The 24295-nt window shown below is 38.0% G+C and carries 36 protein-coding genes; all 36 read right to left on the bottom strand.

Going from position 1 to position 24295, the window contains the following annotated elements; translation table 11 throughout:
• Positions 1-18: 18 nt before the first annotated feature.
• The 36 genes from RE431_RS14155 to fusA all read right to left on the bottom strand — a co-directional run bounded on the left by RE431_RS14155 (position 19) and on the right by fusA (position 24295).
• Positions 19-1302 (bottom strand): citrate synthase, encoded by a 1284-nt coding sequence (locus RE431_RS14155; protein WP_309562627.1) that lies wholly within the window; start codon positions 1300-1302, stop codon positions 19-21.
• A gap of 260 nt (positions 1303-1562) precedes the next feature.
• On the bottom strand, positions 1563-3107 hold the full coding sequence (locus tag RE431_RS14150) for a glycogen synthase (protein ID WP_309562626.1): 1545 nt from the start codon (positions 3105-3107) through the stop codon (positions 1563-1565).
• Positions 3108-3262: 155 nt separating this feature from the next.
• Entirely contained in the window at positions 3263-4552 is a 1290-nt protein-coding gene (eno, locus tag RE431_RS14145) for a phosphopyruvate hydratase (protein WP_309562625.1), read from the bottom strand.
• A 229-nt stretch (positions 4553-4781) separates the two neighbouring features.
• Complete coding sequence (locus RE431_RS14140; protein WP_309562624.1) at positions 4782-5309, bottom strand: hypothetical protein; 528 nt, start codon at positions 5307-5309, stop codon at positions 4782-4784.
• A gap of 76 nt (positions 5310-5385) precedes the next feature.
• Positions 5386-6603 (bottom strand): hypothetical protein, encoded by a 1218-nt coding sequence (locus tag RE431_RS14135; RefSeq protein WP_309562623.1) that lies wholly within the window; start codon positions 6601-6603, stop codon positions 5386-5388.
• Between the two features lie 127 nt (positions 6604-6730).
• Entirely contained in the window at positions 6731-7843 is a 1113-nt protein-coding gene (gene carA, locus RE431_RS14130; protein ID WP_309562622.1) for a glutamine-hydrolyzing carbamoyl-phosphate synthase small subunit, read from the bottom strand.
• Positions 7844-7958: 115 nt separating this feature from the next.
• A complete protein-coding gene (gene rplQ / locus RE431_RS14125) occupies positions 7959-8501 on the bottom strand; it encodes a 50S ribosomal protein L17 (protein ID WP_309562621.1) in 543 nt (180 codons plus the stop codon).
• A 99-nt stretch (positions 8502-8600) separates the two neighbouring features.
• Positions 8601-9593 carry a DNA-directed RNA polymerase subunit alpha gene (locus RE431_RS14120; protein WP_309562620.1) on the bottom strand — a complete coding sequence of 331 codons (993 nt, stop codon included), beginning with the start codon at positions 9591-9593 and terminating at the stop codon, positions 8601-8603.
• Positions 9594-9615: 22 nt separating this feature from the next.
• Positions 9616-10221, bottom strand: a complete 606-nt coding sequence (gene rpsD, locus RE431_RS14115; RefSeq protein ID WP_309562619.1) for a 30S ribosomal protein S4 — start codon at positions 10219-10221, stop codon at positions 9616-9618.
• Positions 10222-10304: 83 nt separating this feature from the next.
• Positions 10305-10706, bottom strand: coding sequence for a 30S ribosomal protein S11 (gene rpsK / locus RE431_RS14110; protein ID WP_300434111.1), 402 nt, complete (start codon positions 10704-10706; stop codon positions 10305-10307).
• Positions 10707-10714: 8 nt separating this feature from the next.
• On the bottom strand, positions 10715-11089 hold the full coding sequence (rpsM, locus tag RE431_RS14105) for a 30S ribosomal protein S13 (protein WP_309562618.1): 375 nt from the start codon (positions 11087-11089) through the stop codon (positions 10715-10717).
• A gap of 2 nt (positions 11090-11091) precedes the next feature.
• The gene (gene ykgO, locus RE431_RS14100; RefSeq protein WP_010519235.1) at positions 11092-11208 is read right to left on the bottom strand and encodes a type B 50S ribosomal protein L36; all 117 of its coding nucleotides are present in this window, start codon (positions 11206-11208) and stop codon (positions 11092-11094) included.
• Positions 11209-11324: 116 nt separating this feature from the next.
• Complete coding sequence (gene infA, locus RE431_RS14095; protein ID WP_072553873.1) at positions 11325-11540, bottom strand: translation initiation factor IF-1; 216 nt, start codon at positions 11538-11540, stop codon at positions 11325-11327.
• A gap of 2 nt (positions 11541-11542) precedes the next feature.
• Positions 11543-12880, bottom strand: coding sequence for a preprotein translocase subunit SecY (secY, locus tag RE431_RS14090; RefSeq protein WP_309562617.1), 1338 nt, complete (start codon positions 12878-12880; stop codon positions 11543-11545).
• Positions 12881-12891: 11 nt separating this feature from the next.
• Entirely contained in the window at positions 12892-13344 is a 453-nt protein-coding gene (gene rplO / locus RE431_RS14085; protein WP_011710677.1) for a 50S ribosomal protein L15, read from the bottom strand.
• Between the two features lie 9 nt (positions 13345-13353).
• Positions 13354-13536, bottom strand: a complete 183-nt coding sequence (gene rpmD / locus RE431_RS14080) for a 50S ribosomal protein L30 (protein ID WP_026933557.1) — start codon at positions 13534-13536, stop codon at positions 13354-13356.
• 13 nt (positions 13537-13549) lie between these two features.
• The gene (gene rpsE / locus RE431_RS14075; RefSeq protein WP_011710679.1) at positions 13550-14074 is read right to left on the bottom strand and encodes a 30S ribosomal protein S5; all 525 of its coding nucleotides are present in this window, start codon (positions 14072-14074) and stop codon (positions 13550-13552) included.
• 5 nt (positions 14075-14079) lie between these two features.
• Positions 14080-14436 (bottom strand): 50S ribosomal protein L18, encoded by a 357-nt coding sequence (gene rplR / locus RE431_RS14070; protein ID WP_309562616.1) that lies wholly within the window; start codon positions 14434-14436, stop codon positions 14080-14082.
• Positions 14437-14448: 12 nt separating this feature from the next.
• Positions 14449-14991 (bottom strand): 50S ribosomal protein L6, encoded by a 543-nt coding sequence (rplF, locus tag RE431_RS14065; RefSeq protein ID WP_309562615.1) that lies wholly within the window; start codon positions 14989-14991, stop codon positions 14449-14451.
• Between the two features lie 19 nt (positions 14992-15010).
• The gene (gene rpsH, locus RE431_RS14060; protein WP_309562614.1) at positions 15011-15409 is read right to left on the bottom strand and encodes a 30S ribosomal protein S8; all 399 of its coding nucleotides are present in this window, start codon (positions 15407-15409) and stop codon (positions 15011-15013) included.
• A gap of 59 nt (positions 15410-15468) precedes the next feature.
• Complete coding sequence (rpsN, locus tag RE431_RS14055) at positions 15469-15738, bottom strand: 30S ribosomal protein S14 (protein WP_240095282.1); 270 nt, start codon at positions 15736-15738, stop codon at positions 15469-15471.
• A 2-nt stretch (positions 15739-15740) separates the two neighbouring features.
• A complete protein-coding gene (gene rplE / locus RE431_RS14050; RefSeq protein ID WP_309562613.1) occupies positions 15741-16292 on the bottom strand; it encodes a 50S ribosomal protein L5 in 552 nt (183 codons plus the stop codon).
• Between the two features lie 2 nt (positions 16293-16294).
• Positions 16295-16606 carry a 50S ribosomal protein L24 gene (gene rplX, locus RE431_RS14045; RefSeq protein ID WP_026933551.1) on the bottom strand — a complete coding sequence of 104 codons (312 nt, stop codon included), beginning with the start codon at positions 16604-16606 and terminating at the stop codon, positions 16295-16297.
• A 12-nt stretch (positions 16607-16618) separates the two neighbouring features.
• A complete protein-coding gene (rplN, locus tag RE431_RS14040) occupies positions 16619-16987 on the bottom strand; it encodes a 50S ribosomal protein L14 (protein ID WP_026933550.1) in 369 nt (122 codons plus the stop codon).
• Positions 16988-16989: 2 nt separating this feature from the next.
• Complete coding sequence (gene rpsQ, locus RE431_RS14035) at positions 16990-17247, bottom strand: 30S ribosomal protein S17 (protein WP_026915154.1); 258 nt, start codon at positions 17245-17247, stop codon at positions 16990-16992.
• An 18-nt stretch (positions 17248-17265) separates the two neighbouring features.
• On the bottom strand, positions 17266-17457 hold the full coding sequence (gene rpmC, locus RE431_RS14030; RefSeq protein ID WP_011710688.1) for a 50S ribosomal protein L29: 192 nt from the start codon (positions 17455-17457) through the stop codon (positions 17266-17268).
• 10 nt (positions 17458-17467) lie between these two features.
• Positions 17468-17887 carry a 50S ribosomal protein L16 gene (gene rplP / locus RE431_RS14025; protein ID WP_309562612.1) on the bottom strand — a complete coding sequence of 140 codons (420 nt, stop codon included), beginning with the start codon at positions 17885-17887 and terminating at the stop codon, positions 17468-17470.
• A 20-nt stretch (positions 17888-17907) separates the two neighbouring features.
• Positions 17908-18627 carry a 30S ribosomal protein S3 gene (gene rpsC / locus RE431_RS14020; RefSeq protein ID WP_011710690.1) on the bottom strand — a complete coding sequence of 240 codons (720 nt, stop codon included), beginning with the start codon at positions 18625-18627 and terminating at the stop codon, positions 17908-17910.
• A gap of 8 nt (positions 18628-18635) precedes the next feature.
• A complete protein-coding gene (rplV, locus tag RE431_RS14015) occupies positions 18636-19043 on the bottom strand; it encodes a 50S ribosomal protein L22 (RefSeq protein ID WP_309562611.1) in 408 nt (135 codons plus the stop codon).
• Positions 19044-19051: 8 nt separating this feature from the next.
• The gene (gene rpsS, locus RE431_RS14010; protein ID WP_011710692.1) at positions 19052-19330 is read right to left on the bottom strand and encodes a 30S ribosomal protein S19; all 279 of its coding nucleotides are present in this window, start codon (positions 19328-19330) and stop codon (positions 19052-19054) included.
• 6 nt (positions 19331-19336) lie between these two features.
• Positions 19337-20173, bottom strand: coding sequence for a 50S ribosomal protein L2 (gene rplB / locus RE431_RS14005; protein WP_309562610.1), 837 nt, complete (start codon positions 20171-20173; stop codon positions 19337-19339).
• Positions 20174-20182: 9 nt separating this feature from the next.
• The gene (gene rplW / locus RE431_RS14000; protein ID WP_309562609.1) at positions 20183-20473 is read right to left on the bottom strand and encodes a 50S ribosomal protein L23; all 291 of its coding nucleotides are present in this window, start codon (positions 20471-20473) and stop codon (positions 20183-20185) included.
• A 9-nt stretch (positions 20474-20482) separates the two neighbouring features.
• Entirely contained in the window at positions 20483-21109 is a 627-nt protein-coding gene (gene rplD / locus RE431_RS13995) for a 50S ribosomal protein L4 (RefSeq protein ID WP_309562608.1), read from the bottom strand.
• Complete coding sequence (rplC, locus tag RE431_RS13990; RefSeq protein ID WP_298248029.1) at positions 21109-21720, bottom strand: 50S ribosomal protein L3; 612 nt, start codon at positions 21718-21720, stop codon at positions 21109-21111. Before rplC ends, rplD begins: the two co-directional genes overlap by 1 nt.
• Positions 21721-21867: 147 nt before the next feature.
• Positions 21868-22173 carry a 30S ribosomal protein S10 gene (gene rpsJ, locus RE431_RS13985; RefSeq protein WP_010519396.1) on the bottom strand — a complete coding sequence of 102 codons (306 nt, stop codon included), beginning with the start codon at positions 22171-22173 and terminating at the stop codon, positions 21868-21870.
• A 10-nt stretch (positions 22174-22183) separates the two neighbouring features.
• Entirely contained in the window at positions 22184-24295 is a 2112-nt protein-coding gene (gene fusA, locus RE431_RS13980) for an elongation factor G (protein ID WP_309562607.1), read from the bottom strand.

Below are 24295 nucleotides of genomic sequence, written 5' to 3'. Positions count from 1 at the left end.
CAGATAAAAATTTAAAAATTATCTGCTTCCAAGTGGTTTAAAATCTCTGTGATTTTCTCCGGTATAGATCTGACGCGGACGACCAATTGGTTCTTTCTTCAATCTCATTTCTCTCCATTGTGCGATCCAACCTGGAAGTCTACCCAATGCGAACATTACTGTAAACATTTCAACTGGGATGCCCAGTGCACGGTAGATAATTCCTGAATAGAAATCTACGTTTGGATATAGTTTCCTTTTTACGAAATAATCGTCTTCAAGTGCTTCTTTTTCAAGACCTTTAGCAATATCCAACACTGGATCTTCAACTCCTAATTGTCCTAATACCTCATCTGCAGATTTTTTGATGATCTTAGCACGCGGATCAAAGTTCTTGTAAACACGGTGTCCGAATCCCATCAAACGGAAAGGATCTTCTTTATCTTTCGCTTTCTGCATGAATTTGTGAGTATCTCCTCCATCTTCTTTAATACCTTCAAGCATTTCAATTACTGCCTGGTTTGCCCCACCATGAAGTGGTCCCCAAAGTGCAGAAATACCGGCTGATAGAGATGCGAAAAGTCCTGCGTGAGAAGAACCTACCATTCTTACAGTAGACGTAGAGCAGTTTTGCTCATGATCTGCATGAAGTATCAATAATTTATCCAGTGCATCGATCACTGCTTTATCTACACTATAAGTTTTGTTCGGTTTTTCGAACATCATTTTATGAAGATTCTCTACATAACCCAAAGATTCATCTCCATAGTTAAGCGGAAGGCTATTCTTCTTTCTTAGAGTCCATGCTGCAAGAACCGGGAATTTACCTAAGATCTTTACAATTGCCTTATACATATCTTCTTCAGACTGAACATCTACAGAAGAAGGGTTGAAAGCGATTAAGGCACTTGTTAATGATGACAATACTCCCATTGGGTGAGCAGACTTTGGAAATCCGTCAAGGATCTTTTTCATCTCCTCATCTACGTGAGATTGTTCTTTAATATCGTTTGTGAACTTTTCTAATTGCTCTTTGTTCGGTAATTCTCCGAAGATCAATAGATAAGCTACCTCAAGAAAATCGGCTTTTTCAGCAAGATCTTCAATTGCGTAGCCACGGTATCTCAAGATTCCCTGTTCACCGTCCAAAAAAGTGATGGCACTCTCGCAGCTTCCAGTATTCTTAAATCCAGGATCAAGAGTAATTAGCCCCGCTTCTCCACGCAGCTTTTTAATATCTATACCTATTTCATCTTCTGTTCCCACAGTAACGGGAAACTCATATTTCTTTCCGTCAAATTCGAGTGTCGCTGTTTTAGACATATTATATTTAGTTCTTTTAGATTAATTTTTAAGGATTGCTAAATTACGAAATTTAGTGTTAAAATAATTTTAAGCTTAGTAACGAAATTTCACAAATACCCCTATTTTATTCAGTTTTCGTGAATTTTAACTATAGGTAACCAAAAACTTAGGTCAGTTTTAATAAGAATGGCTTGAATATCGAAAAAATATAGCTTTCAATATTTAGTATCTATGGGGTAATAAGTTATGTCATTAACAACAAATTCATTGATTTTAGATCACGAATTTTTGTAAAGCTGCTCGTAATATTCATCAACAGATTTCTCCCAGGTAAATCTTTGTTTCTTTGCATTCGCACAGATCTTCTTCCATTCTTTCTTTTCATTGAAAAATAGATCTACTGCTTCTGAAAAGACTTTCACGAAATTTTCGGTTTTCTCAGTGGTAGTTTTTCCATCAAAACTGAAACCAGTCTTTCCGTGCACCACAGTATCTTTTAAACCTCCTGTATGATGAACAAGACAAGGTTGTCCATTTCTCATAGCAAGCATCTGACTGATTCCGCAAGGCTCAAACTGACTTGGCATCAAATATAAATTTGAATCCTGGTAAAGCATATCAATAATACTATCAGACTGCGCGTTGATAAATATGAAATTCTTGTATTTGTAACTGGCTTCTCTAAACATCACTTCGTATTCTGGAGCGCCGGTTCCAAGCAGGATATAAATTCCATTCACTTCCGCGAGCTTATCCATTAAGCCGGATAGCAATTCAGGGTTTTCCCGAAAAAAGAAAAATTTCTGTTCGGTTAGCCTAGCTACACTAGAACAGATGAAATCAGGATTTCTTTCCTGCCAGCGAGTGATCTTTTCACCCGTATGCGCCATATAATGTGCCTTATAATCTTTCTTTTCTTCCTGCAGCCATCTGAATAATCGTCGTACACACTGTCTAAGCAGAATTCCTTTTTCAACAACTTCGATATTCGCATAATTCGCTCCATTCAAGATTCCAAAAAGCCTGTTCTCTTTTTCAGCTTTTTTAAGATCTTCTTCCAGGCCTTCCCCTCCAATAAAATGTGGAGGATCGCTTGGCTTCTGAATATCATCCTTATAAGATGGTGAAACTGTATGTACAGCATCTGATAGCCTAATACCTACCGCCATTAAATTGATACAATCCTGATATCTTCTATCCAAAAGAACTTCACGATCATATTCGATGTCCGGGAAAAATGCATCCACCGATGAATAGTTATTACTGAAAGGCCTTATTCCCTGTATCGCCAGGTTATGAATTGAATAAACAAATCTAATTTTCTTAAGCACCTCAAACCTTGGATTGAATTCTCTTAAGAACAATAGCATGCTGGTATGCCAGTCATGCAAATGAATAATATCTATAGTTTGAAATACATTTTCTCTAATCGCTGCAGCCACTCCGGTACAGAAAAGTGCGAAAACATTCGCATCTGTGAAAAACGGCTGATCGGGATCATTGAAATAAATGTGTGCGATATCGCCCGCTTTTATATCCGGATGATGTAACACATAATGTTTAATTCCCGGAAAATCTTTTTTACCCTGCACTTCATATATTTCGGCATTATGCGGAACTCCACGAAATACAAAATTGATTTCAGCTATTTTTGTACTTTCTGAAGTATGCAATCTGGAATAGGAAGGAGTAATTACATGAACATTGTCTCCTTTAGCAGCTATCTGTCTGGGAACATCGCGAACAACATCTCCCATCCCGCCAGCTTTACAGCGTGGGATACCGTCATTTTCTGCAGCAACGAATAAAAAATTGGTACTCAATGTGGTGGTTGGTTAATTGCTTGAATTTACTAATTAAGCGACAGCTCTCATAGTTTCCGTAATTAAATGATTGTTAATATAACATATAAATAAATAACGAATAAACAAAAAAGCCTCTTCTTTCGAAGAGGCTTTTCATATAATTTACTTCAAAATTATTTAATCTTGAATGCTTTGTCTTGCGGATAGTAAGCAACATGTCCTAACTCTTCCTCAATTCTAAGCAACTGATTGTATTTCGCCATACGGTCACTACGAGAAGCAGAACCGGTTTTAATCTGACCGGTATTCAATGCTACAGCAAGATCTGCAATCGTGTTATCTTCAGTTTCTCCAGAACGGTGAGACATTACAGAAGTATAACCAGCGTTATGTGCCATATTTACCGCTGCAATAGTTTCAGTTAAAGTACCAATCTGGTTTACTTTAATAAGGATAGAGTTTGCAATATTTTCTTTAATACCTCTACCAAGACGTTCTACGTTAGTTACGAAAAGGTCATCCCCTACTAACTGAACTTTATCGCCGATCTTATCGGTTACTGCTTTCCAGCCTTCCCAGTCGTTCTCGTCCATTCCATCCTCAATCGAGATAATTGGATATTTACCGGCAAGTTCAGCAAGATATTCCGCCTGCTCTTCGCTAGTTCTTACTTTTCCTTTATCACCTTCAAATTTTGTGTAGTCATATTTTCCATCTACAAAGAATTCTGCCGCAGCGCAATCTAATGCGATCATTACATCCTTCCCTGGAGTATAACCAGCTTTTTCAATAGATTTCAGAATGGTATCTAAAGCATCTTCAGTTCCGTCAAGAGTTGGCGCAAAACCACCTTCATCTCCAACAGCAGTACTTAAACCACGATCGTGAAGCACTTTTTTCAGATTATGGAAAATTTCCGTTCCAATTTTTAATGCGTGAGAAAAGCTATCTGCCATTACCGGCATGATCATGAATTCCTGAAATGCAATAGGTGCATCACTATGAGAACCTCCATTGATGATATTCATCATTGGTACAGGAAGCGTATTCGCGCTAACTCCACCAACATATCTGTAAAGAGGCATATTCAATTCATTCGCTGCTGCTTTAGCTACTGCTAAAGAAACTCCTAGAATTGCATTAGCTCCAAGTTTAGATTTATTTGGAGTTCCGTCAAGATCTCTCATCGTCTGGTCGATCAGGTTTTGTTCGAATACTGAGTAACCTATTAATTTCTCTGCGATCTCTCCATTTACATTTTCTACAGCTTTCTTAACTCCTTTACCCATGAAATCTTCACCACCGTCACGAAGTTCTACAGCTTCATGCTCTCCAGTTGAAGCTCCGGAAGGAACTGCTGCACGACCCATTATTCCATTTTCCGTATATACATCTACTTCTACAGTAGGATTTCCTCTTGAATCGAATATCTGACGTGCGTGAATATCTAAAATAGCGCTCATTTTCTTATTTTATTAGTTAGTTGAACAATCTGCAAGATACAAATACAAGCTCAAAAAATCGACTGAGACCTTTAGTTTTAAAGCATTTATAACATTAAAACAAACTAAAACGTTTTCGGTTTGAGAAGTTTTTATAGATAAAGGAAAAAATGAAGGTTTTGAATACTAATTCTTAATTAGAATAGGTCTGAAATTTTCAGATCATCGGAAAATCGTTCAAAAATCTGGCTTATTGCGCTACAAGCCAGCCTAATTGCAGTCCGAAAAGTGGTGTTAGGTAAGTATCTCCAGAATCATTAAATCCCATCCCGAGACCTAGATTTAGATTTAATTTAAATCCGCTATTATAAACTCTCTGCAATCCCCAGGTTGGCCCAACAAATCCGCCATAATTATTACTATATTTCAAATCGCCTATAATTGGATCTCCACCAGTTATTGATCCTACCACAGCAACATAGTTCCCACTGTTTTCAGAAGTCTTTTTATCTTTATCTGCGCGTTTATTGAAGTTATAGTAATATCGATATTGCACTTCACCTCCGGGATAAATCCCAAAAGCCTCTCCACTATAGGAAGATTTATGATAAGCAAAACCAATGCCCGCATTCAGATCTATGGTAGAATTATCGGAAACTGCCAATTCGTACTCAGCTGAAGGAACAAGAAAATTTAAAGAAAACTGGCTGTTAGTGGTTTCTTGTGAAAAGCACAAACTGCTAAAAAACAATCCAAATGCTATAAAAACTATTCTCATAATTGGTAATGGATTATTTGATGTAAACCAACAGCACCTAAATCTAATGTCTGTTTAATTGAAACTTCTTCTAAAATTAAAAGATAGCATATTCAAGTTTTAGACTAAAACTTGAATATGAACTTTTCCAATCAAGATCATAATTAGCTTCTACAAACTTTTCGCCGGCAACATTTTTTGAAGTATAATCGATCCCCAGCCTAAGTTTATCAGCTACAGCGTAACCAATTCCTATTCCAAGACCAAAATTAGTATTTAGATCATTTAGCACGGGATCTATTGCTCTGCCAGTATTAGCATATAAAATTTCAGAACCAACTGGAACATCTACAATAGGCCCCACATGCGCGAAGAGCTTCGATTTTTCACTCAGATAAAAATAGTGTCTTAAAGCTAAAAATGTAGAAACTGAATTGTATTGCACTTTTAAATCTGATTGGTAACCTGCGTTTTCAATCGACTGTTCGTCCTGAAATCCTCTATAGGTCAATTCGATAGCTGTAGACCATTTATACTTATTAAAATTAAAAATATACTCCAATTCTAATCCAACACTATATTCCAGTCCACTTAAACTTGTTCCCTCTGCGCCAAGTCCCCTGTTAACTTCCATATTCCCATATCCTATACCCACTACCGGATACAGCACCAATTTTGAATTTTTATCTCTATTGAAAAATATTTCTGAATCTGATCCAAGGCATTTATTCAAATTTTGAATATACCCCATTAAATCTCTACGATTGTAATCAATAGCACTTACATCAAAATTTCTATCGTTGCATTTAAGGTCGGACGCCAATTGCTGTCGATACCTTACATTCTCATTTATTTTGCCGTTTACCTGATATTTCTTTTGAATTAAAGGCTCTACTTGTTCTCCATTTTGACTAAAAAAGAAATTAGCTTTGTTTCTGGATACATATTCATAGAAATCAATTTCACCGTCTATCAGCAATCTTAGAAAAACATCTTTGGTAGAGAAGTTTGGTTTTCTTTCAGTACTGAGCTCACTAGTTTTCTCGGAAGACATTTCAATTTCTGCAGACTTTTTGATAAAATAAAATTCGTCTACTTTGAATTCCTGAATTTCTGCCAGCTCTGCAGTTTTAATCTCTGCGTCCTCACTAAGTTTATAATCAAAACTGTCCGGATTGTAAATCCAATCTGAATTTTTAATTAAGCATTCAACTTTTTCACCTGTATTGGTTACGAAATAACCTTTTTCAAATTGAATTTGGGAAGATGCTGTTGCACTTACGAGAAAGGCAAATAGCGCAATAAATTTTTTCATTATTTAGATTTGATCATCAAAACTAGAACTAAACTCGGTAAAACCAAATTTATTTTACCCCTAAGGGTAATAAAAAAAGGTCGGAAATTTAATCCGACCTTTTTTTATTTATTATAAACTATTGATCCTAAGCTTTTACCGATTTAATTCTGTCTATGAACTCATCAAATAAGTAACTGGCATCATGTGGTCCCGGACTTGCCTCTGGGTGATACTGTACAGAGAAAACATTTTTATTCTTCATCGCTAAGCCACCAACAGTTCCGTCGTTAAGACAAATATGAGTAACCTCTACTTCAGGATTGGCCTCAGTTTGATCTTTATCTACGGAGAAACCATGGTTTTGTGAGGTGATCTCTCCTTTCCCAGTTATTAGATTCTTAACCGGATGATTTATTCCTCTATGCCCATGGTGCATTTTATAGGTTTCAATTCCATTTGCGATGGCAATGATCTGATGCCCGAGACATATCCCGAATAAAGGATGATCTTTCTCTATAATCGTTTTGGTTACATTGATAGCGCTTTCAAGTGGCTGTGGATCTCCTGGTCCATTTGAAAGAAAATATCCATCAGGATTCCACTCTTTCATCTCTTCGTAAGTCGCATCATATGGAAATACTTTAATATATGCATCTCTTTCAGAAAGATTACGAAGTATGTTTGTTTTTATTCCAACATCCAGTGCCGCGATCTTATAAGTAGCATCTTCATTTCCGTAGAAATATGGCTCTTTGGTTGAAACCTTCGAAGCCAGTTCTAAACCGTTCATGTTAGGAACTTCGGCTAATTGCTTCTTAAGATCATCGATATTAGCAACTTCCGTAGAAATTATCGCATTCATCGCACCGTTTTCACGAATGTAGGTTACCAAAGCACGGGTATCCACATCAGAAATAGCGAATATATTATTGTCATCGAGAAACTGCTCAAGAGATTTGTCTGAGGCCGGCCTGGATTCTACATAACTAAAGTTCTTGCAAATAAGTCCTGCGATTTTCGCACCATCAGACTCATTTTCGTTTTCATTAGTTCCGTAATTACCAATATGAGCGTTGGTGGTAACCATTAATTGCCCAAAATAAGACGGATCTGTAAAGATCTCCTGATAACCGGTCATTCCCGTGTTAAAACAAACTTCTCCAACGGCACTTCCTTCTTTATTTCCAACAGATTTTCCATAAAATATGGTTCCGTCTTCCAGTAAAATGATTGCCTTTCGTTTAGCCTGATATTTCATAGTTGTGTTTGTGTTGCTGTTGTGGCAAATTTAATAATTTATCGATAGGGTATAAAAAAAGGATAAACTCTTAAAGCTTATCCTTTTAAAATTTAGATTGTAAAAAGAATCATTTCTATTCCTCTTTTTTATCGTCTTTTTTTTCGGCCTTAGCTTCTTCAGCTTTAGGCTCTTCTTTTTTAGTTTCTTTAGCAGAAGCTTCTTTTGGCTGAGCAGTGTTAGCTGTATCATCAGCTTTTTTCTTACCAGCACGACGAGTAGACTTTTTCTTCTTAGGCTTCTCACCTACGTTGTAAGTTTCATTGAAATCTACAAGTTCTACTAGCGCCATTTCAGCAGCATCACCTAAACGACTACCAAGTTTGATAACTCTGGTATATCCTCCTGGACGATCTCCTACTTTAGGAGCTACTTCACGAAACAATTCGCTTACCGCTTCTTTGCTACGAAGTTTACTAAATACAATTCTACGATTGTGAGTAGTATCTTCTTTACATTTTGTTACTAACGGCTCAACAAATACTTTTAGAGCTTTCGCCTTAGCAACAGTAGTGTTGATTCGTTTGTGTTCAATTAGGGAACAAGCCATGTTCGCAAGCATTGCCTTACGGTGTGCAGTTTTTCTTCCTAAATGATTTGTTTTCTTTCCGTGTCTCATGACATTTTTTGTTTCATCATCTTGCTACGACCCTTTTTGGGGAGCAAACTATGACGGGATTTATATATTTACTATTAAGCTGAATTATTTCAGCTCTAACTAGTCTTTATCTAATTTATATTTTGAAAGGTCCATTCCAAAGTTTAAACCTTTATTGCTTACAAGTTCTTCCAATTCAGTAAGTGATTTTTTACCGAAGTTTCTGAATTTCATAAGATCATTCTTATTGTAAGATACAAGGTCTCCTAATGTATCAACCTCGGCTGCTTTAAGACAGTTTAGAGCTCTAACTGAAAGATCAAGATCTACCAACTTCGTTTTAAGAAGTTGTCTCATGTGAAGAGATTCTTCATCATAAGTTTCAGTTTGAGCGATCTCATCAGCCTCTAAAGTGATTCTCTCATCAGAGAATAACATGAAGTGGTGAATAAGCGTCTTAGCTGCTTCAGTTAATGCATCTTTTGGATGAATTGAACCGTCACTGATAATTTCAAATACCAGTTTTTCATAGTCAGTCTTCTGCTCCACACGAAAGTTCTCGATGCTATATTTTACATTCTTAATAGGAGTGTAAATAGAATCAACGAAAATCGTACCTAGAGGAGCATTGGCTTTCTTGTTTTCTTCAGCCGGAACATAACCTCTACCTTTCTCGATAGTAACCTCCATGTTCAAGCTTACTTTCTTATCCATATGACAGATTACCTGGTCTGGATTAAGAATTTGGAATCCTGAAATGAATTTCTGGAAGTGACCGGCAGTTAACTGTTCTTCTCCGGAAACTGAAATAGTAACCGATTCGTTATCGATCTCATCGATTTGCCTTTTAAACCTTACCTGTTTCAAGTTAAGGATTATTTCGGTTACATCTTCCACTACACCTGCGATGGTAGAGAACTCGTGATCTACACCTTCAATTCTTACTGAAGTGATCGCGAAACCTTCCAAAGAAGATAAAAGCACTCGTCTTAAAGCGTTACCAACAGTTAATCCATAACCAGGCTCCAAAGGGCGAAATTCAAATTTCCCTTCGAAATCTGTTGAATCAATCATTATAACTTTATCGGGCTTCTGAAAATTTAGTATTGCCATATTTCGACTTCTGTGTGAATTATTATTTCGAATATAATTCGACTATAAATTGCTCGTTAATGTTTTCAGGAATCTGAACTCTTCCAGGAACAGATACGAAAGTACCTTCTTTCTTCTCTGAGTTCCATGAAATCCATTCATAAACACTGCTGCTATTTGATAATGATTCCTGAACCACAGCAAGTGATTTAGATTTTTCTCTTACTCCAACAACATCACCAGCTTTCAAGTGGTAAGAAGGGATATTTACAAGTTCTCCGTTTACTGTGATGTGACGGTGACCAACTAACTGACGAGCAGCTCTTCTTGATGGAGCAACACCCATACGGTACACTACGTTATCTAAACGAGACTCACAAAGTTGAAGAAGCACCTCACCAGTAATTCCCTGGGCACGGGTTGCTTTTTCGAACATGTTGCGGAATTGACGCTCAAGGATACCATAAGTATACTTGGCTTTTTGCTTCTCCATTAACTGGATTGCATATTCTGATTTCTTTCCACGACGACGGTTATTACCGTGCTGTCCTGGAGGATAATTTCTTTTTTCGAAAGATTTGTCGTCTCCAAAAATAGCTTCACCGAATTTACGGGCTATTTTAGTTTTTGGACCTGTATATCTTGCCATTACTATTATAGTTTTAGAAAGGGATTATGAATTAAGGCATTAGTCCTTCGATAATCTAAATCCTCTCCTATTAATTAAATTTATTAAACTCTACGTCTCTTTGGTGGACGACAACCGTTGTGTGGAAGCGGTGTAATATCGATGATCTCGGTCACTTCTATACCATTGTTGTGGATAGATCTGATTGCAGATTCTCTACCGTTTCCAGGACCTTTTACATAAACCTTTACTTTACGCATTCCAGCTTCATGTGCAACTTTCGAAGCATCTTCAGCAGCTAATTGCGCAGCGTAAGGAGTATTTTTCTTAGATCCTCTAAAGCCCATCTTACCTGCAGACGACCATGCTACAACATCTCCCTTTTTGTTTGTAAGAGAAATAATGATGTTGTTGAAAGAAGCAGTTACGTGTGCTTCACCGTTGGATTCAACGATTACTTTACGTTTCTTCTGAGTTTTAGCTTTTGGATTTGCTTTCTTTGCCATACTACTTACTATTTAGTTGCTTTTTTCTTGTTAGCAACTGTTTTTCTTCTTCCTTTTCTGGTTCTGGAGTTATTCTTAGTTCTTTGGCCTCTTAAAGGAAGACCAGCTCTGTGGCGAATTCCTCTATAACAACCAATGTCCATAAGACGCTTAATACTCATTTGAACCTCAGTACGTAATTCTCCTTCGATTGTAAATTGACCAACAGCCTCACGAATCTTACCGATCTCGTCATCGTCCCAATCTGAAACTTTCTTGTTCTCGTCTACTTTAGCCTGTGCAAGTATCTCCTGAGCCCTGCTTTTGCCAATTCCGAAGATATAGGTCAATGCTATAACCCCTCGCTTTTGTTTAGGTATATCTACCCCTGCAATTCTTGCCATAATTAGCCTTGTCTTTGTTTAAATCTAGGATTCTTTTTGTTAATTACGTAAAGGCGCCCTTTTCTGCGTACAATTTTGCAGTCGGCACTTCTCTTTTTTATTGATGCTCTAACTTTCATCTTATCTCTTTTTTATTCACCGGCAGAGTATTAACTCATTCAGTGAAATTTTAGCCGTCATAAATTTTTCAGAGTGCAAAAGTATAAAAAATTTATAAAAGGCTGAAAATTACTTTTTAGTATCTGTAAGTTATTCGAGCCTTAGTTAAATCATAAGGACTCATTTCCAGTTTTACCTTATCGCCAGGAAGTAATTTTATATAGTGCATACGCATTTTCCCGGAGATGTGAGCAGTCACTACGTGACCATTCTCCAATTCTACACGAAACATCGCATTAGACAATGCTTCAATGATAGTTCCGTCTTGTTCAATTGGTGGTTGTTTTGCCATAATTAAGCTACTGCTTTTCTGTTTTTACCTGTTTTCATTAATCCGTCATAGTGTCTATTCAGCAAGTAAGAATTCACTTGTTGCATAGTATCTATCGCAACTCCAACCATAATTAAAAGCGAGGTACCTCCGAAAAATAACGCCCAGTTCTGTTGTACACCCAACAGTTGAACAACTATTGCAGGGAACACCGCAATAAGAGCCAGGAATATAGATCCTGGAAGGGTTATTTGAGACATAATGCGATCTAGATATTCAGAAGTTTCACTTCCTGGACGAATACCAGGAATAAATCCACCACTTCTCTTAAGATCGTCAGCCATTTTATTTGTTGGAACTGTGATCGCAGTATAGAAATATGTAAATACAATGATCAATAATGCGAACACTAGATTATACCAAAATCCGAATATGTTCTGAAATGCTGCAGTTACACCCTGAGCAGCGTCTGAGTCTGAAAGACCCGCAACAGCTACAGGAATAAACATAATTGCCTGAGCAAAAATGATAGGCATAACTCCTGATGCATTCAGCTTTAACGGAATATATTGTCTTGATCCGAAAACATTCTTTTCATATCCACCTGAGGCAGATCTTCTGGCATACTGAACCGGTATCTGACGAACCGCCATAACCAGCATAACTGATGCCATGATAATAGCAAACCAGATAACTAATTCGATTAGGATCATTACCAGACCACCATTCGATTCAAATACTCTTGAAGCGAATTCCTGAATAAAGGCAAGTGGTAAAGTGGCAATAATACCAACCATAATCAATAATGAAATACCGTTACCAATACCTTTATCTGTGATCTTCTCACCAAGCCACATCGCGAAGATGGTACCTGTAGTAAGAATGATTACCGATGAAATTACGAAGGTTAGGTTATCTCCTAATAAGAAAGCCTCTCCAGGTAAGGTTGCAAAAAGGTTATAAATATAACCAGGTCCCTGTACAAGGGTAATTGCGATCGTTAACCATCTAGTGATCTGATTTATCTTCTTACGCCCGCTTTCTCCTTCTTTCTGAAGTTTCTGAAGATAAGGAATCGCGATTCCCATCAATTGCACCACAATAGAAGCAGAGATATAAGGCATAATCCCTAATGCAAATACAGATGCGTTAGAGAACGCACCTCCGGTAAAGGCATTAAGAAGACCTAATAATCCGCTATCTGTCTGGGTAGCCAGATTAGAAAGCTGAGCGGCATCAATTCCGGGAAGCACTACCTGCGCCCCGAAACGATATACCAAAAGCAAACCGAGGGTAACTAAAATTCTATTTTTTAGCTCCTCGATTTTCCAAATATTTTTAATCGTATTGATGATTTTCATTTGATTATCTATTATAAAGTAACAACTTCACCTCCGGCAGCTTCAATAGCTTCTTTCGCTGAGGCCGTAAATTTATGAACAGATATTTTCAACTTAGCCTTTAATTCACCTCTACCTAATATCTTAACAAGCTCGTTTCTTCCGGCAAGACCGTTTTCAACTAGCACGTCCATATCCACTGTATCCTTAATTCTTCCTTCGTCTACCAGATTCTGTAGCGTATCAAGGTTGATTCCCTGATATACTTTACGGTTTCTGTTAGTGAATCCAAATTTAGGAACACGTCTTTGAAGTGGCATCTGCCCACCTTCAAAACCAATCTTTTTAGAATAACCAGAACGTGACTTGGCACCTTTGTGACCTCTGGTAGCGGTTCCACCTTTACCAGATCCTTCACCACGCCCAATACGCTTGCTATTTTTTCTAACTGAACCTTCTGCAGGTTTTAAGTTACTTAAATCCATGAGAGATTATTATTTTGTTTCTTCAACAGAAACTAAGTGTTTAACTTTATTTACCATACCAAGGATGTTTGGCGTATCGTCATGCTCAACCGTCTGCCCGATTTTCTTAAGTCCTAGTGACTCAAGAACAAGCTTTTGATTCTTAGTGCGGTTGATTGCACTTTTTACTTTTGTGACTTTTATCTTTCCCATCTTATTCCTTGATTTATCCTTTAAAAACCTTTTCCAATGAAACACCTCTCTGTTTTGCAACAGTTTCAGCACTTCTTAATTGAAGTAAGGCATCAAAAGTAGCTTTAACAACGTTGTGAGGGTTTGAAGATCCCTGGTTCTTAGAAAGTACATCATGCACTCCTACAGATTCCAATACCGCACGAATCGCACCACCAGCAATAATACCGGTACCGGCAGCAGCTGGAAGCAACATAACTCTTGCTCCACCATACTTACCTTTTTGTTCGTGAGGTAAAGTTCCTTTATGTAAAGGAATGCGTACCAGATTTTTCTTAGCGTCTTCTACCGCCTTAGAGATAGCGTCTGCAACTTCCTTAGATTTTCCAAGTCCTTGCCCAACAACACCATTCTCATCTCCAACTACAACAATAGCAGAGAATCCAAATGCTCTACCACCTTTTGTAACCTTAGTAACACGTTGTACTCCAACCAAACGATCTTTTAATTCAAGACCTCCTGGTTTTACATGTTCTACGTTTTTATAATCTTGATACATATTTTCTAGAATTTTAGTCCTCCTTCGCGAGCACCTTCTGCTAATGATTTAACTCTACCGTGATATAAATAACCACCTCTATCGAAAGAAATAGTATCTATTCCGGCCTTTTTCGCTTTCTCTGCGATGGCTTTTCCAACCATAACAGCCTGCTCTTTTCTATCTGCAGAAGCTGAAGCGATCTCTTTATCTCTTGAAGAAGCTGATGCTAAAGTCTTACCTTCTACGTCGTCGATAATCTGAGCATAAATTTCTTTGTTGCTTCTAAAAACAGATAATCTTGGACGGCTTTCAGTTCCAACGATATCCTTACGGATACGTTTTCTGATTTTATTTCTTCTATCTTGTTTTGACACTGCCATAACTAAACTTTATTAAGCTGATTTACCTGCTTTTCTTCTCAATTGCTCTCCTACAAACTTGATACCTTTTCCTTTATATGGTTCAGGTGCTCTGAATGAACGGATCTTTGCTGCAACTTGACCAACAAGTTGTTTATCATGAGAAGTAAGCTTTACGATAGGGTTCTTACCTTTTTCTGAGACAGTCTCCACTTTTACTTCTGGAGCCAAATCTATCACAATATTATGAGAATAACCAACGGCAAGATCAAGCTTGTTTCCCTGGTTGCTAGCTCTGTAACCAACACCTACAAGTTCAAGTTCTTTAGTGTAACCATTAGTAACACCTTCAATCATATTGTTAACCAAAGCACGGTAAAGACCGTGTTTTGCTTTCTGATCACTTTTTTCTGAAGATCGCTCAAAAGTAATTACGTTATCTTCGATTTTTACGTCGATATCTTTAATTTCCTGTTTAAGCTCTCCCAATTTTCCTTTTACCGTTACAACACCATCTTTGTGCTCTACTGTCACTCCTTCTGGAATTGTAACCGGGCTTTTACCTATTCTTGACATTTCTTTAGTCTTTTAAGTATTAGTATACGTAGCATAAAACTTCGCCACCAACTTTGTTCGCTTTAGCTTGTTTTCCTGTCATCACTCCGTGAGAAGTAGAAACAATAGCAATACCAAGACCATTAAGGATTCTTGGGATCTCCGTTGAACCAGCGTATTTACGTAAACCAGGTTTACTTATTCTTTGAATTTTCTTAATTACTGGCTCTTTAGTAAGTTTATCATACTTAAGAGCTATCTTGATAGTACCTTGAGCGGTGTTATCTTCGAATTTGTAACTAAGAATATATCCTTGATCGAATAATATCTTTGTGATCTCTCTTTTAACATTAGAAGCAGGAATTTCCACTACTCTGTGGTTAGCTGCATTTGCATTCCTGATTCTTGTTAAGTAATCTGCAATAGGATCTGTATTCATTTATCTTCTTTTGCGGATGTGGTTTTCAATTTTTATGAACCTTCATCCAATTTATAATTTTACCAGCTTGCTTTCTTAACTCCTGGGATAAGACCTTGATTAGCCATTTCTCTGAACATTACACGAGAAAGACCAAATTGTCTCATATACCCTTTAGGTCTACCTGTTAATTTACATCTGTTATGTAAACGAACTGGAGAAGAGTTCTTTGGTAACTTCTGTAGCGCTTCCCAATCACCTGCTTCTTTTAAAGCGGCTCTTTTCTCAGCGTACTTCTTTACCAATTTCTGTCTTTTTACCTCACGGGCTTTCATTGATTCTTTAGCCATAATTAGTTCTTTTTAAAAGGTAATCCTAGTTCAGTTAACAATGCTTTTGCTTCCTTATCGGTATTTGCAGTTGTAACAAAAGTGATATCCATACCAGCAATTCTATTTACTGCATCAATATCGATCTCAGGGAAAATGATCTGCTCAGTCACCCCAAGGTTGTAATTACCTCTACCATCAAATCCGTTAGATTTGATACCGTTAAAATCACGTACACGCGGTAAAGCGGTAGTAATAAGTCTATCTAAGAATTCGTACATTCTGTATCCACGTAAAGTAACTTTTGCACCAATTGGCATTCCTTTACGAAGTTTAAATGATGCAACATCCTTCTTCGAAATAGTAGAAACAGCCTTTTGACCGCTAATAGCTGTAAGTTCGTCTAAAGCATGATCGATAAGTTTCTTATCTGCCACTGCTCCACCAACTCCACGGCTAATTACTATTTTCGTAAGTTTTGGCACCTCCATAACATTGGAGTAGCTGAATTCTTCCTTAAGAGTATTTTTAACTCTCTCGTTATATTCCTGTCTAAGTCTTGGTACGTATGCCATAACTATATTACTTCATTAGATTTCTTGGAAAATCTCACTTTCTTTCCATCTTCTTCTCTGTAACCAACTCTCGTTGTTTCACCATTCTTGTCGATTAGTGAAAGATTAGAAATGTGGATAGGAGCTTCTTTCTCCTTAATTCCACCCTGTGGATTTGAAGCACTAGGCTTCTCATGTTTAGAGATCATATTAACCCCTTCCACAATGGCTTTATTCTTTTCAATAAGTACCTTCTGTACTTTACCTTCCTGACCTTTATGGTCTCCAGCAATTACTCGAACGGTATCTCCTGATTTTATTTTAAGCTTTGTCATTTTCTTAATGTATTAAAGCACCTCTGGTGCCAATGATACAATTTTCATGAATTGCTTATCACGAAGTTCACGAGCTACAGGTCCAAATACACGAGTTCCGCGCATTTCTCCCTGTGGGCCTAATAACACACAAGCGTTATCATCAAAACGAATATAAGATCCGTCTGGTCTACGAACTTCTTTCCTGGTACGAACAACAACTGCTGTTGAAACTGCACCCTTTTTGATATTTCCGTTAGGTGTAGCTTCTTTTACACTGACAACTATTTTGTCTCCAACAGATGCGTATCTTTTCTTTGTACCTCCTAATACACGGATAGCTAAAACTTCTTTAGCTCCGGTATTATCTGCTACTTTTAGTCTGGACTCTTGTTGTACCATGGTTATTTAGCTCTTTCAATTATTTCTACTAGTCTCCAAGTCTTGGATTTACTTAAAGGTCTTGTTTCCATGATCTTTACAGTATCACCTTCGTTGCAGTCATTATTTTCGTCGTGTGCTACGTATTTTTTCGTTTTCAAAACGAATTTTCCATACATAGGATGTTTTACTTTTTTCACTTCAGCAACCACTATGGATTTCTGCATTTTGTTACTTGTAACAACTCCTACACGCTCTTTTCTTAAGTTTCTTTTTTCCATCTTTCAGCAGAATAACAATTATTGTTGTTCTCTTTTAGTTAACTCTGTAGCAAGTCTCGCCACATCTCTTCTTACAGTTCTTAACTGTATTGGATTTTCCAAAGGCGAAACAGCGTGAGCCATTTTTAAATCTGAATAAGCTTTTCTAGATTTACCAAGCTCTTCTTGCAATTCTGCAACAGACAATTCTTTTACTTCTGATTGTTTCATAATTCCAATATTATTCTTGATAATCTCTAGCTACAACAAATTTAGTTCTCACAGGAAGTTTTTGAGCTGCAAGACGTAATGCCTCTTTAGCCACATCCATTGGTACACCACCAATTTCAAACATAATTCTTCCTGGTTTCACTACAGCTGCCCAATATTCAACGGCACCTTTACCTTTACCCATACGTACTTCAAGAGGTTTCTTTGTAATAGGCTTATCTGGGAAAATCTTGATCCAGATAGATCCTTCTCTTTTCATATATCGAGTAGCGGCAATACGCGCTGCTTCAATCTGGCGTGCAGTAACGAAGCTGGAATCCATAGATTTGATTCCAAAGGTTCCGTTAGAAAGTCTGTGACCTCTTTGAGCCAAACCTTTCATGCGGCCTTTTTGTTGCTTACGGTATTTTGTTCTTTTAGGTTGTAACATTTTTTCTTTCCTTTAAAAAATTACTTTCTACGACGTGATTTGTTTCCACCTCGTCCGGCTCCGGATTTCTTACCTTGATTCTTTGCAAGGCCAACAAGAGGCGAAAGCTCTCTTTTTCCGTACACCTCACCTTTCATGATCCATACTTTAACACCCAATCTACCATAAGTAGTGTGTGCTTCAACTAAAGCATAATCAATATCAGCCCTAAAAGTAGACAATGGAATTCTACCATCTTTGTATGATTCTGAACGTGCCATTTCAGCACCGTTTAGACGTCCGGAGATCTCAATTTTGATTCCTTCAGCGTTCATTCTCATTGCAGCCGCGATAGCCATCTTAATTGCACGACGGTAAGAGATACGATTCTCAATTTGTCTAGCAACACTTGCACCCACTAGGTGAGCATCAAGTTCTGGCCTCTTAATCTCAAAGATGTTGATTTGAACTTCCTTGTCGGTAATCTTTTTTAGCTCTTCCTTAAGCTTGTCTACTTCCTGACCACCTTTCCCGATAATGATACCAGGTCTAGCAGTAGTAATAGTAACGGTTACAAGCTTAAGCGTGCGCTCGATGATTACACGCGATACACTTGCTTTAGAAAGACGAGCATGGATGTACTTTCTAATCTTATCGTCTTCGGCTAATTTGTCGCCGTAGTCATTACCTCCGTACCAGTTGGATTCCCAACCTCTAATGATACCAAGGCGATTCCCGATTGGATTTGTTTTTTGTCCCATACTATCTCTTAGCTTTGTGTATTATTGTTTGCTCCAAGCACTAATGTAACGTGGTTGGATCTCTTTCTAATTCGGTGTGCACGACCCTGTGGAGCTGGACGAAGTCTTTTCAACATACTTCCTCCGTCTACACGAATCTCTTTCACAAATAATTCAGCATCTTCAAGACTTGCATCTTCATTCTTAGCCTGCCAGTTAGCGATTGCTGAAAGCAAAAGCTTCTCCAGACGAATAGAAGACTCTTTCTTGCTGAATTTTAGAATATGAAGCGCTTTTTCTACTTTCTCACCTCTTACTAAATCCGCCATAAGACGCATTTTTCTAGGCGAAGTAGGGCAGTTATTTAACTTTGCAAAAGCTACCTGTTTCTTGGCTTCTTTTATTTGCTCTGCTCTTTCTCTTTTACGAACTCCCATAGCTTCAATTATTTTCTACCTTTATTTTTTGCACCAGCGTGTCCTCTGAAAGAACGAGTTGGTGAAAATTCTCCTAGTTTATGACCTACCATGTTCTCAGTAACATAAACAGGAACAAATTGTTTCCCGTTGTGTACTGCGATAGTTTGTCCTACGAAATCTGGAGTAATCATAGAAGCTCTAGACCAGGTTTTGATCACGGCTTTCTTTCCTGACTCAACATTCTGAGCCACTTTTTGTTCCAGTTTGTAATGAACGAAAGGTCCTTTTTTTAATGAACGTGCCATATCTTATTATTTCTTTCTAGTCTTTCTACGTTCTACAATATATCTATTACTCGCTTTAGTTCTTGAGCGGGTCTTGAATCCTTTAGCAGGAAGACCTTTTCTAGAACGTGGGTGACCACCTGAAGCTCTACCTTCACCACCACCCATTGGGTGATCTACAGGGTTCATCGCTACTGGTCTAGTTCTTGGTCTGATACCTAACCATCTGCTTCTACCGGCTTTACCACCGATCATTAACTGATGGTCACTGTTAGAAACAGCTCCTATTGTAGCCATGCATAAAGCAAGAACTCTACGAATCTCACCAGATGGCAATTTAATAGTTGCATACTTTCCTTCTCTTGCCAATAACTGAGCAAAAGCACCAGCACTACGTGCCATAACAGCACCTTGACCTGGTCTTAGCTCGATACAAGAAATTACAGTACCAAGAGGAATGTTTGCCAATGGCATAGCATTCCCAATTTCAGGAGTCGCAGCTTCATTACTTGAAACTAGGTTCTGACCTACCTGAAGCCCATTTTGAGCAATAACATACCTTTTCTCACCGTCCTGATAATTCAATAACGCGATAAAGGCCGTTCTGTTTGGATCGTATTCTATACTAGCAACAGTGGCAGGAATTCCCTGCTTGTCACGTTTAAAATCGATAATTCGGTAACGTTTTTTGTGACCACCACCTTTGTAGCGAATGGTCATCTTACCTTGACTGTTTCTACCACCTGATTTTTTTATCGGCGCCAATAGGCTTTTCTCCGGCTTATCAGTAGTAATGGCGTCATACCCATTAACTACTCTAAAACGCTGACCAGGTGTAATTGGTTTTAATTTTCTAACTGACATTCTTTAATCTTAAAGATTACTATATAAATCAATAGTTTCACCTTCCGCCACCTGTACTACTGCTTTTTTGTAAGCATTAGTTTTACCAGTGATCATACCAGACTTTGTGAATTTGGTATTACGATCCGGGCGGACATTCATAGTTTGAACTTTAGTAACAGACACGCCATAAGCAGATTCGATCGCGTCTTTGATCTGAATCTTATTTGCCTTGTTACTTACCACAAAAGTGAAGCGATTATTCATCTCGCTATCTGCGGTAGCTTTTTCTGTAATAACAGGTTTTATCAAGATGCTCATAACGGTTTATTAACTTAATTTCGACTCAATTCCTTCTAAAGAACCTTCTAAAAAGACAATATTCTTAGCATTAAGTATTTTATAAGTACTTAATTCTGAGCTACTTATCACCTCAGAGGTCTTTAAATTGCGCGACGACAAATATACATTTTTATTTGTGTCACCCAACACTATTAAAGATTTTTTACTTTCAATACCCAGAGCCTTAAGAACTTCCATGAAATTCTTTGTCTTTGGCGTATCAAATGAAAAATCTTCTACTACCATAATTGCCTTATCATTTGCTTTGATAGAAAGGGCAGATTTTCTTGCAAGACGCTTAAGGTTTTTATTCAATTTAAAACCGTAATTTCTTGGTCTTGGTCCAAAAACACGTCCACCACCTTTAAAGATAGGAGACTTGATACTACCTGCTCTCGCAGTACCAGTACCTTTTTGTTTCTTGATCTTACGAGTAGATCCCGCAATCTCAGCTCTCTCTTTAGCTTTATGAGTTCCCTGACGCTGGTTAGCCAAGTATTGTTTAACATCTAGATAAACAGCGTGGTCATTAGGCTCTATAGCGAAAACAGAATCAGAAAGCTTTGCTTTTCTGCCTGTTTCTTTTCCTTTTATATCTAAAACTGCTATTTCCATTACTTACTAATGATTACGTATGAGTTTTTAGATCCTGGCACACATCCTTTTACTACTAAAAGATTCTTGTCTGCAACAACCTTTAAAACTCTCAGGTTTTCAACTTTAACTCTTTCACCTCCCATTCTACCGGCCATCTTCATTCCTTTGAAAACTCTCGCAGGATAAGATGCTGCACCAATAGAACCAGGAGCTCTTAATCTGTTGTGCTGACCATGAGTGGCCTGTCCAACTCCTCCAAATCCGTGTCTCTTAACAACACCCTGGAAACCCTTACCTTTAGATGTACCTGCGATATCCACAAATTCACCTTCTTTGAAATGCTCCACGGTAACAGAGTCACCTAATTTGTAATCTTCATTATAACCCTGGAATTCAACGACTTTACGTTTTGCAACGGTTCCTGCTTTTTTAGCGTGCCCTTCAGCAGCTTTACCAACAGTCTTTTTGTCATCGAAACCAAGTTGAAGTGCTTCATACCCGTCAACCTCTTTGGTTCTGACTTGGGTAACCACGCATGGTCCAGCTTGAATCACGGTACATGGGATGTTTTTCCCATTCTCGTCGAAAATGCTGGTCATGCCGATCTTTTTTCCTATTAACCCAGACATATTTAATTAATTATTAATTGTTTACTTATTTAAAAAACTTAGGGCTGAAAAATACATTTCAGCCCTGAATTGTATCTTTCACCGTTTTTCCTTTGCGAAACGCGCCGGACATGTTAACCGCACACCGAAGTGTGCGGAACTGTTTTATCACACTTTGATCTCTACCTCTACTCCACTTGGAAGTTCCAGCTTCATCAACGCATCAATCGTTTTTGAAGAAGAGCTATAGATATCAAGTAGTCTCTTATAAGAGCTTAACTCGAACTGCTCTCTAGATTTCTTGTTCACGTGAGGTGAACGAAGAACAGTAAAGATTTTTTTGTTTGTTGGCAACGGAATTGGTCCGGTAACAACAGCTCCCGTAGTCTTTACGGTTTTTACGATTTTCTCAGCAGACTTGTCTACCAGGTTATGATCGTAAGATTTTAGTTTTATTCTGATTTTTTGACTCATTTCCTTAAGATTATTCGTTTGCTGCTCCTTTAGCTGCTTTGATCACTTCTTCAGAAATATTAGAAGGAGTTTCAGCATAGTGAGAGAATTCCATAGTTGAAGTTGCTCTACCTGATGAAAGCGTTCTTAATGTAGTTACATAACCGAACATTTCAGAAAGCGGCACTTCAGCTTTGATTACTTTCGCTCCAGATCTGTCTGACATGTTGTTTACCTGACCTCTTCTTCTGTTAAGGTCACCAACGATATCACCCATGTTTTCTTCTGGAGTAACAACTTCTACCTTCATGATTGGCTCAAGGATAACAGCTCCTGCTTTCTTAGCAGATTCTTTGTATCCCATTTTAGCAGCCAATTCAAAAGAAAGTTGATCTGAATCCACCGGATGGAAAGATCCATCCTTAAGTTCAACTTTTAATGAATCCATAGTAAATCCTGCAAGAGGACCATTCTTCATAGCCTCTTCGAATCCTTTCTGTACAGAAGGAACAAATTCTTTAGGAATACGTCCACCCTTAATAGAATCTATAAATTGAAGACCATTTCCTTCGAAATCTTCGTCTACAGGTCCTAATTCGAATACGATATCAGCAAACTTACCACGACCACCAGATTGCTTTTTGTAAACCTCTCTGTGATCTGCTGGTCTTCTTACTGCTTCTTTATATTCTACCTGAGGCTCACCAACGTTCACTTCTACTTTAAACTCACGCTTCATACGATCAATAATGATCTCTAAGTGAAGCTCACCCATACCAGAAATAATAGTCTGACCTGAGTTCTCATCAGTTTTAACAGTAAATGTTGGATCCTCTTCAGCTAGTTTACCAAGAGCCATACCCATTTTCTCAACGTCAGCCTTAGTTTTGGGCTCCACCGCTATACCGATTACCGGTGCAGGGAAAGACATTGATTCAAGAATAATTGGGCTCTTAAGATCTGTAAGAGTATCACCAGTTTTAATATCTTTAAAACCTACTGCCGCTCCAATATCTCCAGCCTCGATACTATCAATAGGCTCTTGTTTATTAGAGTGCATTTGGTAAATTCTAGAGATACGCTCTTTTTTACCAGATCTTACGTTCAACACATAAGAACCAGCATCAAGAGTACCTGAATAAGCACGGAAGAATGCTAAACGACCTACGAAAGGATCGGTAGCAATTTTAAATGCAAGCGCAGAAAATGGAGAATCCACATTTGGCTTACGGCTTTCTTCTTCACCTGTATCAGGATTTGTACCTACGATCGCCTCTACATCTACCGGAGACGGAAGGTAACGCATTACTGCGTCCAGCATCGCTTGTACACCTTTATTTTTAAATGCAGAACCACACATCATAGGGATGATGCTCATATCTATAGTAGCAGCTCTTAATGCAGCGATAATTTCGTCTTCAGTAATAGAAGACTCATCTTCGAAGAATTTCTCCATCAAAGCCTCATCATATTCTGCAACCGCTTCTACTAATTCTGCACGGTATTTATTTACATCAGCTTCTAATTCAGCAGGAATATCAATAGTCTCATAAGTCATCCCATGATCCTCATCGTTCCAGATAATCGCTTTCTTAGAAATTAGATCAACCACACCTTTAAAGTCGATTTCATCACCGATCGGAACCTGAAGAGGCACCGGGTTACCACCAAGCATTTCTCTTACCTGACGACATACATTGAAGAAATCAGCTCCCTGACGGTCCATTTTGTTAACAAACCCTAGACGTGGAACTCTATATTTATCAGCTTGTCTCCAAACAGTTTCAGACTGAGGCTCAACCCCGTCTACTGCAGAAAACAGTGCAACAACACCATCAAGCACACGTAATGAACGCTCTACCTCTACAGTAAAGTCAACGTGACCAGGTGTATCAATAATATTTACGGTATATTCCTGATCTCTATAAGGCCAGGTACAGTGAGTTGCTGCAGAAGTAATTGTGATACCACGCTCCTGCTCTTGCTCCATCCAGTCCATAGTAGCTGCACCATCATGAACTTCACCAATCTTGTGACTTATACCTGTATAATATAGGATACGCTCAGTAGTTGTGGTTTTACCCGCATCAATATGAGCTGCAATTCCGATATTTCTAGTAAATTTTAAATCTCTTTGTGCCAT

This window comes from Christiangramia sediminicola (assembly GCF_031344135.1).
Taxonomy (GTDB): Bacteria; Bacteroidota; Bacteroidia; order Flavobacteriales; family Flavobacteriaceae; genus Christiangramia; species Christiangramia sediminicola.
Note: the sequence above shows the minus strand (reverse complement) of the source record. Positions and strands in the feature narration are given on the sequence as shown.